At 58.0% G+C, this 12,581-nt stretch carries 12 protein-coding genes and 1 pseudogene; 12 read left to right on the forward strand and 1 reads right to left on the reverse strand.

The window, feature by feature from the left end; translation table 11 throughout:
- Positions 1-668: 668 nt before the first annotated feature.
- Positions 669-1,426, reverse strand: a protein-coding gene (locus PRI8871_RS16505; protein ID WP_108887297.1) for an IS5 family transposase whose coding sequence is annotated in 2 segments (ribosomal slippage) — positions 669-1,090 and positions 1,090-1,426 — 759 coding nt in all. Because the reading frame shifts where the segments join, the coding sequence is not laid out codon by codon here.
- A gap of 440 nt (positions 1,427-1,866) precedes the next feature.
- On the opposite strand from PRI8871_RS16505, the pseudogene PRI8871_RS16510 reads away from it, so the two are divergent.
- The 12 genes and pseudogenes from PRI8871_RS16510 to PRI8871_RS16565 all read left to right on the forward strand — a co-directional run bounded on the left by PRI8871_RS16510 (position 1,867) and on the right by PRI8871_RS16565 (position 12,577).
- Positions 1,867-2,704, forward strand: a pseudogene (locus tag PRI8871_RS16510) (IS5 family transposase).
- A gap of 310 nt (positions 2,705-3,014) precedes the next feature.
- On the forward strand, positions 3,015-3,908 hold the full coding sequence (locus PRI8871_RS16515) for an alpha/beta fold hydrolase (protein WP_108887298.1): 894 nt from the start codon (positions 3,015-3,017) through the stop codon (positions 3,906-3,908).
- Positions 3,905-4,339 carry a Zn-ribbon domain-containing OB-fold protein gene (locus PRI8871_RS16520; RefSeq protein WP_108887299.1) on the forward strand — a complete coding sequence of 145 codons (435 nt, stop codon included), beginning with the start codon at positions 3,905-3,907 and terminating at the stop codon, positions 4,337-4,339. Before PRI8871_RS16515 ends, PRI8871_RS16520 begins: the two co-directional genes overlap by 4 nt.
- A gap of 1 nt (position 4,340) precedes the next feature.
- Positions 4,341-5,486 (forward strand): thiolase family protein, encoded by a 1,146-nt coding sequence (locus PRI8871_RS16525; protein ID WP_108887300.1) that lies wholly within the window; start codon positions 4,341-4,343, stop codon positions 5,484-5,486.
- Between the two features lie 39 nt (positions 5,487-5,525).
- Complete coding sequence (locus tag PRI8871_RS16530) at positions 5,526-6,764, forward strand: CaiB/BaiF CoA transferase family protein (protein WP_108887301.1); 1,239 nt, start codon at positions 5,526-5,528, stop codon at positions 6,762-6,764.
- Entirely contained in the window at positions 6,761-7,579 is an 819-nt protein-coding gene (locus tag PRI8871_RS16535) for an alpha/beta fold hydrolase (RefSeq protein ID WP_108887302.1), read from the forward strand. Before PRI8871_RS16530 ends, PRI8871_RS16535 begins: the two co-directional genes overlap by 4 nt.
- Complete coding sequence (locus PRI8871_RS16540; protein WP_219929038.1) at positions 7,576-8,352, forward strand: SDR family NAD(P)-dependent oxidoreductase; 777 nt, start codon at positions 7,576-7,578, stop codon at positions 8,350-8,352. Before PRI8871_RS16535 ends, PRI8871_RS16540 begins: the two co-directional genes overlap by 4 nt.
- Before the next feature lie 16 nt (positions 8,353-8,368).
- Positions 8,369-9,130 carry an SDR family NAD(P)-dependent oxidoreductase gene (locus PRI8871_RS16545; protein WP_219929039.1) on the forward strand — a complete coding sequence of 254 codons (762 nt, stop codon included), beginning with the start codon at positions 8,369-8,371 and terminating at the stop codon, positions 9,128-9,130.
- Between the two features lie 12 nt (positions 9,131-9,142).
- Positions 9,143-9,673: a type II 3-dehydroquinate dehydratase gene (locus PRI8871_RS16550; protein WP_219929040.1), complete on the forward strand. Its 531-nt coding sequence runs from the start codon at positions 9,143-9,145 to the stop codon at positions 9,671-9,673.
- Positions 9,674-9,739: 66 nt separating this feature from the next.
- The gene (locus PRI8871_RS16555) at positions 9,740-10,702 is read left to right on the forward strand and encodes a TRAP transporter substrate-binding protein (protein ID WP_219929041.1); all 963 of its coding nucleotides are present in this window, start codon (positions 9,740-9,742) and stop codon (positions 10,700-10,702) included.
- Between the two features lie 68 nt (positions 10,703-10,770).
- On the forward strand, positions 10,771-11,295 hold the full coding sequence (locus PRI8871_RS16560) for a TRAP transporter small permease (RefSeq protein WP_108887305.1): 525 nt from the start codon (positions 10,771-10,773) through the stop codon (positions 11,293-11,295).
- A 10-nt stretch (positions 11,296-11,305) separates the two neighbouring features.
- Positions 11,306-12,577: a TRAP transporter large permease gene (locus tag PRI8871_RS16565; RefSeq protein ID WP_108887306.1), complete on the forward strand. Its 1,272-nt coding sequence runs from the start codon at positions 11,306-11,308 to the stop codon at positions 12,575-12,577.
- Positions 12,578-12,581 lie beyond the last annotated feature (4 nt).

Here is a 12,581-nt window from a genome sequence, read left to right on the forward strand (position 1 = left end):
GTAATCCACCAGGCGCATTTTGTGCGCTGCGCCAAATTTGCGACTGGCAACACTATCGCCTCCAATAGTCCAGTATGCGTTTTGGACTGGCCCAAGATTCCCCATAGAATTCGCCCTCTACAACCTCCCTGTGGACGAACGACTGGCAGCACCGGTATTGCCGGTGCCGCCTTTTTCCGAATGATCGATTGAACGGTCCAATATGTTCGCAAGACGAATCATCGCGTGACCTAAGTATCGGCAGGCATCCCCTGCCGGCGATCTCGCGGCGCTCCAAGATTTCTTCTTTGGCCCGCCGAATATAACATATATCGCTTGGCGATATTTCGCGTATCGTGTCCGTTTCGCGGGCATGAACTTCCGGGACCGTGTGGCACAGAACATCCCGGACTTGATACGCGCCCGCGGCCTCAGCCAGGAGGAGCTTGCTCATCAGGCCGATGTGAGCCGCGGCCATATGGGCCAGGTCGAGACGGCCAAGTTCGCGGCCTCCTTCGAATGGCTGGAAATAGTAGCGCGGTCTTGCTTGCAATCAATGTATCTTCGGTTTCGCCTTTCTTCTGGCGGCAACTTCCGTTAGATAACGGCAACCAGTGATTGAGTTGCTGTATTTATGGGTTCCGTGGCGAAGAGAAATTCAGGCTGGCCTTTCTAGGGTCTGTGGACATTCATCTTGACGCAATCAAAGCAGCGGCAAGGTTCCAACTGGTTGTGTAGCTGCAATCAGTTTTGTCGTAGCGTGTTGCTATACCTCTGAATTCCTTGATCTTCGCGAAGTAGTTTTCAATCAGATGCCGCCACTTGTAAGCTTCTGTGTCATAGTCGCGCTGGTGCTTGCGGTTCGTTTTCGGCGGGATCACGGCACTTGCGCCGCGCTCATCCAACTCTTCCAGAAGCCCTTTCGCATCGAACGCTTTATCCGCCATGAGCGCGCCGAAGGAGATGTCCCGGATCAGCGGTGCGACTCCTTTCATGTCGTGCGCCTGACCCGGCAGCAACAGAAAGCGGACCAGGTTGCCAAGCGCGTCTACCAGCGCGACGATTTTGGTCGTCAGGCCGCCGCGCGAACGTCCGATGGCCTGAGCTTGAGTCCCCCTTTTGCGCCGGTTGCCTTCTGGTGAACCTGAACGATGGTGCCGTCGATGAGTGCGTATTCAAGGTCGGGCTCACCGCTTATGGAGTTGAAAAGACTCTCGAATACGCGGGCTTTGGCCCAGCGGCGGAAACGCCGGAACTGACTGTTCCAGTTGCCGAAAGCCGGCGGCAAGTCACGCCATGGCGAGCCGGTCCGAACCCGCCAGAAAACTGCTTCCAGGAACAGGCGATTATCCTTTGCCGTGGCCCCCGCGTCGCCGGCCTTCACCGGCAGATGCGGCTCAAGCCGCTGCCATACACGATCCGTCACCACAAAGCGCTGCTCGTTCATTCAAACCTCCATTTGGGAGGTTTGAATCAGAAATCAGACCCGATGGGAATCCTGATTGTCCACAGGTTCTAGCATGAATGCCTGGGCGCTACCTCAACTCAACCTCCGCGGCACACGCACCTCACCCTGAAAGAGCGTCGCGCCGGTGCGCGCCGAGCTTTTCGGTATCGAAAGGCTGGAGCAACATGCCGCCTGCCTGGCCGAGGTACAACGTATCTGCGCCTCTACACCGCGTGTCGCGTCACTGCGCCAGCGACTGGACAATAATGCGACGGCTCTGCGGGCCACCCGCAAGGCCTGTCCCTCAGAGTCGGCAGCGGGAAAACCTATTGTCCCCGCTGCCCAATGGCTGGTGGACAATTTTCACAGAGTCGAAGGGCTCTATTGCACAAATCGCGTGAGGGATTCATCTCGTGTATCCAGCGTAGTAGCTGGGATGTATGAGCAGACCCATACCGCCGACCTACAAGACCCGGAACCGGCCAGCCTACAATGAAGCGTTCAAGCGCCGGGGCTTGCTGACGATCTGATTTGACCCCGAGATGAGCTGGGACGCCGTGCCGACAGGCAGGCGTGGCCGTGAACATTCTCTACCGCGATTCCAAGGGACCGTTGCACCTGCTGATGGACAGCACCGGGATCAAGGTCGAAGGTGAAGGCGAGTGGCACGCCCGCAAGCATGGCGGCCCGAAACGGCAGGTCTGGCGCAAGATCCACATCGGGATCGACGAAGAAACGCTGGAGGTCCGGGCTGTCGAGATCATAGGGAGCCACATCGGTGATTCGCCGATCCTGCCCGACCTTCTCGACCAGATCCCGCAGGACCAAGAAATCGGTAGTGTCGCGGCTGATGGTCCCTATGACACACGTAAATGCCACGATGCCATTGCCGACCGCGGCGCCCATGCCGTCATCCCGCCCCGCAAGAACGCGAAGCTCTGGAAGACGATCACCGCCGGAGCGCTCGCCATTGTCCTCGGACCAATGGCAGACAAAGGCTCGCCGCGAAACGAGGCCCTGCGCGCGGCGAAATACCTGGGCCGCGCGCTCTGGCGACCCCTCTCGGGCCATCGCTTCGCGATGCCCTGCCGGGCAGTGGATGGAGCGGATACCACCGCTGATGCCGCGTCGAGACAAAGATCCATTGTATGAAGTTGCTGGACCAGCGGCTCATAGCGCGGGAGTTCGACCGACAGGTAGCGGAACGCCAGGGTCCGCATCGCCGTCCTGAACGGTTACACCGCGCTCGGCATACCCGTCACGGAAGCTGTGGGATAACTCCGTCCGAGGAAAGGGGAAACTCGGCGCTCAGCCGATTTGTGCAACAGAGCCGGGCTGCGGGCCAAAAAATGTTTGCATCAACCTTCCGTCAGAACCGAGCGGACGCATTTTGTCAGTGGGACATATACGCCGGTGAACTCGCCGCATGAGCTGAAGTAAACCGCCAATTTCTCAGTATTAGGCAAAAACTTGACGATGCCGGGGATTCCGTTGGCGGCTGGCAGCGCCTTTATGCACCCCTTCGGGACTGAATTAAACGCTTGACATCAGCTCATATCTTCCATTAATTGGAATTATATCCTATTGAATGGAATTTGAGGTCAAGAGGAGGACCTTGGAAGTGAGTACGGGGGAGGTGCGAAATTTTCCGGCGCCGGACGGCGCAGACATGGCTGTCCACGTCTGGCCCGGCGCGGATTCTGGCACCCCGTTGCTTTGCCTCCATTCGCTCTTTTTTGATGGTCGCATGTTCCAACCCGTCGTGGCGCTGCTGGACCAGATGTTGACCGCCCGCCCGACAGTCTATGCCCCCGATTTTCGAGGGCAGGGTGCATCGTCGATGGGGGATCTGCGTCCTTTGATGCAGACGCTTGCCAAAGACGTGCTGGCCCTGCTGGACTACGAAAATTTAGAGCAGGTTCATGTTCTGGGCAGCTCGATGGGGGGCTATGTGGCGATGGAACTGATGCGGCTGGCACCAGAGCGGATGTCGGGTGTCGTTCTGTCGTGTTGCACCGGCGAAGCCGAAGCCGATCCCGCGCGGTTTTTCCAACTTGCCGACAGACTGCAACATGAAGGTGCAAAGGCGCTGACAGAGATGCTGTTACAAACGATGTTCGGAGACAGCTTTCTCGCTGCGAACTCGGATCTGCTGCATCTCTGGCGCAAGCGCTTCAGCGAACTGCCCCCGTCAATTGCCGAGGTCGTTCGCGGTGTATTCGAACATCCCGATTACGGCGGCACGCTTTCTGGTTTTACGAAACCGATCTTGTCGATTGGCGGCGGCGAAGACCGCGCAAAGAGCCCCGCGAATGCACGCTGGATCGCAGATCGCGCTTCAAATGGCACGTTCGCGGTTATCGAGAAATCCGGCCATACACCACCTGTTGAGGCCCCGAATGTCTATGTCGACCTCTTTACACCGTTCCTCAGTCAGCTGGGTGCGTGGCGCAATACTTCACTAGCAAAGGACATGAAATGAGTGGAAGCACTGCCAATGCTGAACCCCGCGGCGAATACATCGTTGCCGACGCGGGTCCGATTGCCGATCTGGACTTCAGCTCTCGCCAAGATTTTACGCGCCGCGACGGTGCGGTTTTTCTGAACGCCAGCCGTTCGGCCTCGTCTGGTAGTATGGCCTTTCCGGCCCGAACCATCTGTCAGGAAACGGCGGCCCGCGATATGGAGCCAATCGAGGTTGGTCCCGCAGGTGTTCTTTATTCGCACTCCACTATCCATGTCTCGGCCACCCGCCAGACGCCTTACACCATTGGCTACGTAGATTTCCCGAACGGTTTGCGGGTTTTGGCGCAGGTGCGCGGAATTGCGGCCGATGCGGGCTGCGACATCCCGGTGGTTCTGGATGCCGATGCCGACGGATGGTTCGTCGTTCCGGCCAAGAAGGAGGTGTAAAATGACCCAAGTTCACATGATCGGTGCGGGCATGATCCCCATGGGCAAGCACCGCCAGTCCAGCTATTCCGGTCTCGCAGTCCCTGCCGTTCTGACGGCCCTAAAATCAGCGGGAATTGCGCCAAAGGATGTTCAGTCCGTGGCCTGTGGCCACGCCTTTGGCGGGATGTTGACCGCACAACGGATTGTAAAGGAAGTCGGCATCGGCACGGTTCCCATGGTCAATGTCGACAACGCCTGTTCGGGTGGTGCGACAGCGCTCAGCTTGGGTACACGTGACATTCTTGAAGGGCGGGCAGAAGTCGTCTTGGTCATTGGCGTCGACAAGCTGACCCAGTTCGGCGGCGGCACCTTGCCCTTAGTTGCTGAGGATCCTGAGGTGCAGCAAGGCATGGTCATGCCGGCCGTTTATGGCATGCGCGCCCGTCGTTTTCTGCACGACCGGAACGAAACACCGGCGACGCTTGCGGAGGTCTCCGTCAAGGCCCGTCGGCATGGCAAGGCCAACCCGTTCGCTCAGTTTCGCGAAGATACAACTGTCGAAGCGGTGCTTGCCTCACGCCCGATCGCGGATCCTTTGACCTTGCTGCAATGCTGCCCGACCGGTGACGGGGCAGCGGCTGTGGTACTTGTCTCTGATGCCTATCGCAAAAAGCTTGGGGCGGCCGGGGTGCGGATTGCTGCATCGATCTTGCATGCGGGGCAGGCAACATCGGGATTCCGCAATATGCTTCACCCGGACATTTCATATCATTCGGCGCATGACGCCTATGAGCAAGCCGGCTTTGGCCCCGAAGATCTGGATCTGGCCGAACTGCACGACGCCTTTACCATCGCGGAGTTGGTCTATTACGAGGCCCTTGGCTTCTGCCCTGAAGGCGAGGCTGGCATTTTCTTGAAATCGGGCCGCTCGACCTACGGTGGTGATTTGGTCGTCAACCCTTCGGGCGGGCTGCTGGCCAAAGGGCATCCGGTTGGTTGCTCTGGGGTTGCCCAGGCGGTCGAGGTATTCTGGCACCTGACCGGACAGGCCGGGGCACGCCAAGTGCCCGATGCCAAGCGCGCGTTGACCCACGTGACCGGCGGCGGCATCGCCGGAATGGATCACGGAGCCTGCACCGTTCATCTCTTTGAAGCTTCGGCATGACGACCGAGATCGTGACAAAAAATGACACATCTATCGGACATGGCCTTGCTTAATTCGCAGCAGATTTCAAAGCCGTTGGCAGGCTATCGGGTTTTAGACCTGACTACCTTCCTTTCCGGCCCATATTGCACGCAAATCCTCGGTGATCTGGGGGCCGACGTCGTCAAGGTCGAGGCGCCTGACGGCGACAGCAGTCGAAGCATTCCACCACATTTCGTGGACGGCGACTCGGCCTATTATCTGGCCAACAACCGAAACAAACGGTCTATTTCGGTCGATCTGAAAGAGGCCAAGGGTATCGAACTGGTGCGCCGCCTAATTGCTGAAGTCGACGTTGTGGTCGAAAACTATCGCCCAGGCGTCGCCTCGAGATTGGGGTTGGATCCACAACGGATGACAACAGATCATTCGCGGCTGATCTGGGCCTCGATCAGCGGGTTCGGGCAGCATAGCCCGTGGAAAGACCGCCCAGCTTACGACATGATCGTGCAGGCCCTGTCCGGCGTGATGAGTTTGACAGGCGAGCGCAACAGCACCAAGTCTGTACGACTGGGCATTCCCGCCGGGGATACCGTGGCGGGGCTTTATGCCGCGATCGCAGTGAATGCCGCTCTTGCCGACCGGGAGCGCACTGGCGCAGGCCGGCTGATTGACGTGTCGATGCTGGATTGCCAACTTTCCATGCTGTCGTATCAAAGCGCTTATACTCTGATAGCGGACGTCACGCCCGGCCATCAGGGCGCAAGCCACGACTCGATCCCGACATATAGATCGTTTCTGGCGGGTGATGGGCGCGAGGTGGTGATCACCGCCAATACCGCACGGATGTGGCGGGGGCTTTGCAGTGCAATTGGTCAGCCCGCGCTGGCCAATGACCCCCGGTTCGACGATGGCGGCAAGAGACTCGAGAACCGTCAGGCACTTTGGGACATCCTTGAGCCCGCTTTTCTTGCGCGAAGTGCGGCTGAATGGGTTGACGTGTTGAACGAAAACGACGTCCCCTGCGCGTTGATTAAGTTGGTCCCCGAAGCATTGGCCGACGCGCGCGAGTCTGGGCGGGACATGGTCGTGTCGATGCGCAATGCATCCGGTAAGGAAATTGAAGTTGTCGGCAATCCGGTCCACTTCACCGGCGGAACGCGCGAGGCACCGAATTATCCCCCCAGCCTCGGTGGCGATGCCAGCAGCGTACTCGGGGAATGGTTGCAGATGGGCGATGAAGAGGTCGCCAGCCTAGCCAAGGCGGGCGTGTTGCGAACGGCGGCACAATCGCAATGAAACAACCGGTCACCATACCGGGCGCTCTGAACCTGCGCCGACTGTCGCCAACCCCCGGTGGGGCACCTGTTTTGGCCTTGCATTCGCTTGGGCTAGACGGCGACAGCTTTGCCGGAATGGCTCAGGCTCTGGCCCCGACTTTCGAGGTTTGGGCCTTTGATCAACGGGGACATGGCGCACAACGTAATCGGCCCGCAACAGGCTTTGACGATCTGGTTGCGGATGCCGAGTTGGTCATTGACCATCTGTCTGCATCGCAACCGGTTCATCTGATCGGGCATTCTATGGGCGGCGCAGTTGCCGCGACGGCGGCCGCGCGCCGCGGCGGGCGCGCTCGATCGGTGATGACAATCGCCACACCAGCGCGCGGAATGCCCGCGTTTCTGGATCGCGCGACAGCGCAAAAAAGCGGTCTGGAGGTCTGCATAGGCACGACCATGTCGAGGTGGTTTGAACAACCCGATCGGGAGGTGCCTGCGGTGCAAATCGCCCGCGCGGCCTTGGCGCGGATGACCCCTGCGGGGTTTGACGCATCATGGCATGCCTTGGCCGAGTTTCCGGGCTTTGCCGAAATCGCGGCGTCTCTGCCTGCGCTGTGCGCTTTGGCGTATTGCGATGATCGGTCAACACCGCCTGCCGTGCTTGACGATATCGCGGATTCCGTCGCCACATCAGGCGGACATGCGCAACGCGTCGATATCACAGACGCCGGGCACATGGGGTTGTTAGAAAAACCTGGGCCAACCGCCGAAGCCTTTGCCATGTTCGTCGCGAACCTGCCGGTGGCCACAGCAAGCAAGGATGATGCAAGTTGATAGACACTGAATTTTTTCCCGGCCTATCTGGCCGCGTCGCGCTTGTGACCGGAGCCGCCTCAGGGGTTGGTCAGGCCGTGACCGAAAGCCTTTTGCGTTATGGCGTGATCGTGGCCGGCCTCGACATAACCGCCGAGGGCATTCCGCAGGGGGCAAAGGTGATCTTGGCCGATGTGCGGGATCAGGCTGCGGTGACAAAGGCGATTGATGATTTCGCGGCATCGCACGGATGCCTTGATGTCCTCGTAAACAATGCTGGCGTAAGTTACACCGGCAAGGTCGAGGACGGAGACGAGGCCGATTGGTCCCGTGTATTCGACATCAATGTTTTCGGGCAACTGCGCGTGATGCGGGCGGCCCTGCCTTGGTTGCGCAAATCTGGGTCCGCTTCGGTGATCGTCATGTCCTCTTGCACGGCCATCAATGGCATACCCGAGCGGGTGGTCTATTCCGCGACCAAAGGTGCTGTGCAATCGATGTCGATCGCAATGGCCACCGATTTGGTGGCAGAAGGAATTCGGGTCAATACGATCAGTCCGGGAACAGTTGACACGCCCTTCATGCGTGAGCTGGCCTCGCGCACACCGGATCCCGCCGCAACGCGCGCGGCGCATGAGGCCCGCCAACCCACCGGCAAAATGGTGGATCCAAACGAAATCGGGCTCGCGGTGGCCTATCTGGCCAGCACTATTTCCAAATCTGTTACGGGAACGACCTTGGTCGTGGACGGTGGAATGGGCGCGCTTCGGCTGGCCGCCAAAGCCAAACAGTAAGATCAATTCGGGAGCTATGAACGTGAGATTTCAAGACAAAACGGTGTTGGTGACAGGCGGAGCGCAGGGGATCGGCCGGGCCTATTGTTTGGCATTTGCCAATGAAGGCGCAAAGGTTGTTGTGGCCGATTTCAACGACGTGAAAGCGGAAGCAGTCGCGGAAGAAATTCGGGCGGCGGGCGGCAAGGCCACGGCGGTCAAAGTCGATGTTTCTGACAAAGGGTCGGTTCTGGCCATGATTGCCAAAATCGAAGGCACTTTCGGCGCAGTCGATGTTCTGGTGAACAACGCCGCGATTTTCTCGACGCTGAAGATGAAACCCTTTGAGGAAATTGACGCTGACGAATGGGACAAGGTCCAGGCTGTCAACGCACGCGGGGTCTTCTTCTGCTGTCAGGCCGTCGCACCGGGAATGCGGGCACGCAAAAGCGGCAAGATCATAAATATTTCATCCTCGGTCGTTGTGACCGGGCGCGCCAATTACGCGCATTACGTCGCCTCGAAAGGGGCCGTCGTCGCGCTGACACGTGCGTTGGCCACCGAGTTGGGGCCGGATGGGATCAACGTCAATGCGATCAGCCCCCACGGCATTGTGACCGAAGTTCCGCGCGATACCATTCGTCCCGAACAATGGGACGAGATCATCGCGGCGCAGGCGCTCAAGCGTAAAGGATCGGTTCAAGACATGATCGGAACCACGATGTTTCTTGCCTCGAGCGAGAGCGACTACATCACCGGCCAATGCATGAACGTGGACGCCGGTCTGCGGTTCAACTGAGGAGACACCGATTTGGAACAGTTTACAGCAACCGTTCAACGTGCAGGCGACAGAAGACACAAGATCGCTGTCATCGACGGACCCAATATGTCCAGTCTCGGTCGGCGGTCGAAAAAGGTCTATGGCAAAATCGCCTCGCTCGATGATCTCAAGCAGTGGGTCACCGATTTCGGAGCCGGACTTGGCGTCGATGTCGAAACTTTTTCATCTAACTACCAAGGCGCGATACTGGAATTCATTCACGAAAGCGCCGAACGCGTAGATGCCTATATCATCAATCCGGCTGGTCTTACGACTGTCGGTGAAGGTGTGCGCCACGCGCTTGAAGATACCGGACTGCCCGTGATGGAGGTCCATTTCTCCAATATTTCCGCAAATGCCGGGGCCGCGCGCGGTCTGGGTGGCGGAGCGATCAATTCGAGTTTCACCCATACGGCCACAGGCCTGTCGATGGGGATGCGTCACTACAGCTATGCGGCTGCTTTGACGGCACTAACGCTTGGGCTCGATGATCAAGACTTTTTAGGCGCAGAAGCGGACTAAAATCGGCGGCGCGACTGGCGCCGTCAAATTCCAAAGTAAATGGGAGGACACCATATGAAACTTCGAATGACCGCAACTATTGCGATGGCTCTTTGGGGCGCGATGTCCAGCATCGCGTCCGCAGAGTTCGACAACGTGACGCTGCAAATGGCGCACATCTATAACCCCGGCGAGCACTGGGGTGATGTCGCGGATGATTTCAAAGCCCGCGTCGAAGAGGCATCGGGCGGCACTGTCAAAATCAATATTTCGCCCAGCGGGACCACAGGTGACTGGCCCCAGTCCATTGAAGGCCTGAAGATCGGTACCAACGACATCGTTCTGCAAAGTGTTGGCGCGCTGGATCGCTATGGCTCGATCGCTGGCATCGAGGCGTTCCCCTATCTGCTGCGTGACGTCGGCCATTTCGAAGCCTTCTATTACGGCCCCGTTGGCGCAGAAGTTTTCGATGCAATCGAAGAGCAAACCGGCTTTCACCTGATCGGCGCATCTTACCGTGGTGCGCGGCATCTGTCCGCCAACCGCGAAGCTGGGACACTGGAACAGCTTGCCGGTCTGAAACTGCGCGTTCCGCCGCTGAAAATGTACCGTGAAACATGGGAAAATCTTGGCGCAAGCCCGGTTCCCATGGGCTTTGCCGAGGTCTTTACCTCGCTGCAGCACGGCCTGATCGATGGTCAGGAAAACCCGCTTGAAGTGATCCAGAACGTCAGCCTCTACGAGGTACAAGATTACGTGATGGAAACGGGTCACGTGATGGGCGCAATGACTTTCATCTTCAACGGCGCACGTTTTGACCAACTGTCGGCAGACACTCAGACCCTGCTGAAAGAGGCGGGTGAAGCCGCAATGAAAGCCGGAACCGAGCGCATGATCGCGACCGAAGCCGACTTGAAAGCCAACCTCCAGGAAAAAGGTATGACCTTTATCGAAGTCGACAAGAAGGCCTTTGCAGCCAAGCTTGACGGCTATGCCAAAGAGTTCCCCGATCTGGAACCGTGGGTCGAGAAGATCCAGGCAATCGAATAATACAAAATGGTGCTCCGGGATTTCCCCGGGGCACCAGAAACGCTTGCGAAGATTTGCGGAGGGGTGGGATGACTGCACAAAATGAACTGTCTGCAGATTGGCCAGACAAGATAAGCCGCTGGATAGGCGCACTGCTGAATGTTTTGATCGGGTCGATGCTGTTTGTGATGTGCGCCGTGATCGCGTGGCAGGTCTTTGCGCGTTACGTCTTGAATAATGCATCATCTTGGTCAGAAGAGGTCGCCCGCATCATGATGACCTGGATCGTCATGATGGGATCGGCCGTGGTGATTAGATCAGGCGGACATATCACCGTGACGGTGGTGATCGACAGGATGCCGCCCGCCATGCGCCGTGCTGTGCTTTGGATCCGCGACATTGCGATGTTCCTGACGCTGATCGTCATTGCAAAGAGTGGCTTTGAATTTGCGCAGTTGAACGCGGTCCAACTGTCTGCCGCAATGGACCTGCCTATGGTTTATATTTACGCAGCACTCTGGATCGGTGCTGGGCTGATGCTGCTGATGCTCTTGCTGGTCCGTTTGCGGCGCGACCGCGCCGACTGGACCGCGGACCCAGACGGCTTCGAATAAGGAAACACTCATGGATTCCATCGCCATTCTCTTGGGCTCGACATTTGTTCTGATGCTCTTGGCGCTTCCGATTGCCTTTGCGGTCATCGCAGGTTCAATCATCACACTTCTGTACATTGGCGGCATCAATCTGATGGCCATTCCGCAGAACCTTTTTTCCGGGTTGGATAGTTTTTCACTGCTGGCCATTCCCTTCTTTGTTCTGGCCGGCAGTTTAATGACCTCCGGAGGGATCACCGAACGGCTGCTGGCGTTGGCCAATGCGTTGCTTGGGCGGTTTCGGGGTGGTCTTGCCATGAGCGCGGTCTTGTCCTCGGCCCTGTTCGCAGGGATCTCGGGCTCGGCCGTGGCCGACACATCGGCACTGGGGCGCATCTTGATCCCGTCGATGATCCGGTCTGGCTATGCACCTAACTTTTCGGCGGGCCTTTTGGCTGCCGCAAATGTCATGGCCCCAATTATCCCGCCGTCGATCCCCTTTATCGTTGTCGCGACTTTGACCCACCAATCAATTGGCACCCTGTTTCTGGCAGGCGTCATTCCCGGCTTGTTTTATATGGCTGCGATGATTTTCCTTGCCTGGTGGCTCAGCCGAAAGCGCGGCTATCCGGTGCAGGAACCGGCCAGCGGACGAGAGATCCTGATGGCACTTCGCGACGCGTTTTTTGCGCTTGCTCTGCCAATTTTTGTATTAGTCGGCATCCGCAGTGGCGTTTTCAATATCACCGAATGTGCTGTTGTGGCGGCACTCTATGCCTTGTTGGTCGGCACGTTCGTCTATCGTCGAATTACGCTGCGAGTTCTAGTTGATGCCTTTGCTTCGGCGGCGCGGACTACGGCTGTGATCATGATCGTTGTCGCGGCGGCGCGGCTCTTCAGCTGGGTGCTGGCCTATCTTGGCATTCCAGGTCTGATTTCGGATTTTGCCTTGGAGAATTTCTCGGATCCTCTGATGTTCCTGTTGGCCATGAACCTTTTGCTGCTGGTCGTGGGTATGTTCATCGAGACCAATGCAGCAATTGTGATGCTTGTACCGGTGCTCTATCCAATCGCGCTCAAGCTGGGCGTCGATCCCACGCATTTCTCGGTGCTGGTGGTCGTCAACCTGTGTATCGGCCTTATCACGCCCCCTGCTGGTCTGTGCCTGAACATTGCGACAATTCTTGCCAAGACCGATCTTGAGGATGGCGTCAAAGGGGTTCTGCCATTTCTGGCTCTGGCCATTGGGATCCTTGCGATCCTGACTTTCTTCCCGGGACTGTTCTTGTGGTTCGTGGCCTAACGGA

Origin of the sequence: Pseudoprimorskyibacter insulae, from assembly GCF_900302505.1 — a bacterium.
GTDB classification, from domain to species: Bacteria; Pseudomonadota; Alphaproteobacteria; order Rhodobacterales; family Rhodobacteraceae; genus Pseudoprimorskyibacter; species Pseudoprimorskyibacter insulae.

Coding starts and splice junctions, on each gene's coding strand:
- PRI8871_RS16560 (WP_108887305.1), top strand. CDS start 10,771: ATGACTGCACAAAATGAACTGTCTGCAGATTGGCCAGACAAGATAAGC.
- PRI8871_RS16530 (WP_108887301.1), top strand. CDS start 5,526: ATGGCCTTGCTTAATTCGCAGCAGATTTCAAAGCCGTTGGCAGGCTAT.
- PRI8871_RS16555 (WP_219929041.1), top strand. CDS start 9,740: ATGACCGCAACTATTGCGATGGCTCTTTGGGGCGCGATGTCCAGCATC.
- PRI8871_RS16525 (WP_108887300.1), top strand. CDS start 4,341: ATGACCCAAGTTCACATGATCGGTGCGGGCATGATCCCCATGGGCAAG.
- PRI8871_RS16565 (WP_108887306.1), top strand. CDS start 11,306: ATGGATTCCATCGCCATTCTCTTGGGCTCGACATTTGTTCTGATGCTC.
- PRI8871_RS16520 (WP_108887299.1), top strand. CDS start 3,905: ATGAGTGGAAGCACTGCCAATGCTGAACCCCGCGGCGAATACATCGTT.
- PRI8871_RS16545 (WP_219929039.1), top strand. CDS start 8,369: ATGAACGTGAGATTTCAAGACAAAACGGTGTTGGTGACAGGCGGAGCG.
- PRI8871_RS16515 (WP_108887298.1), top strand. CDS start 3,015: ATGGAATTTGAGGTCAAGAGGAGGACCTTGGAAGTGAGTACGGGGGAG.
- PRI8871_RS16535 (WP_108887302.1), top strand. CDS start 6,761: ATGAAACAACCGGTCACCATACCGGGCGCTCTGAACCTGCGCCGACTG.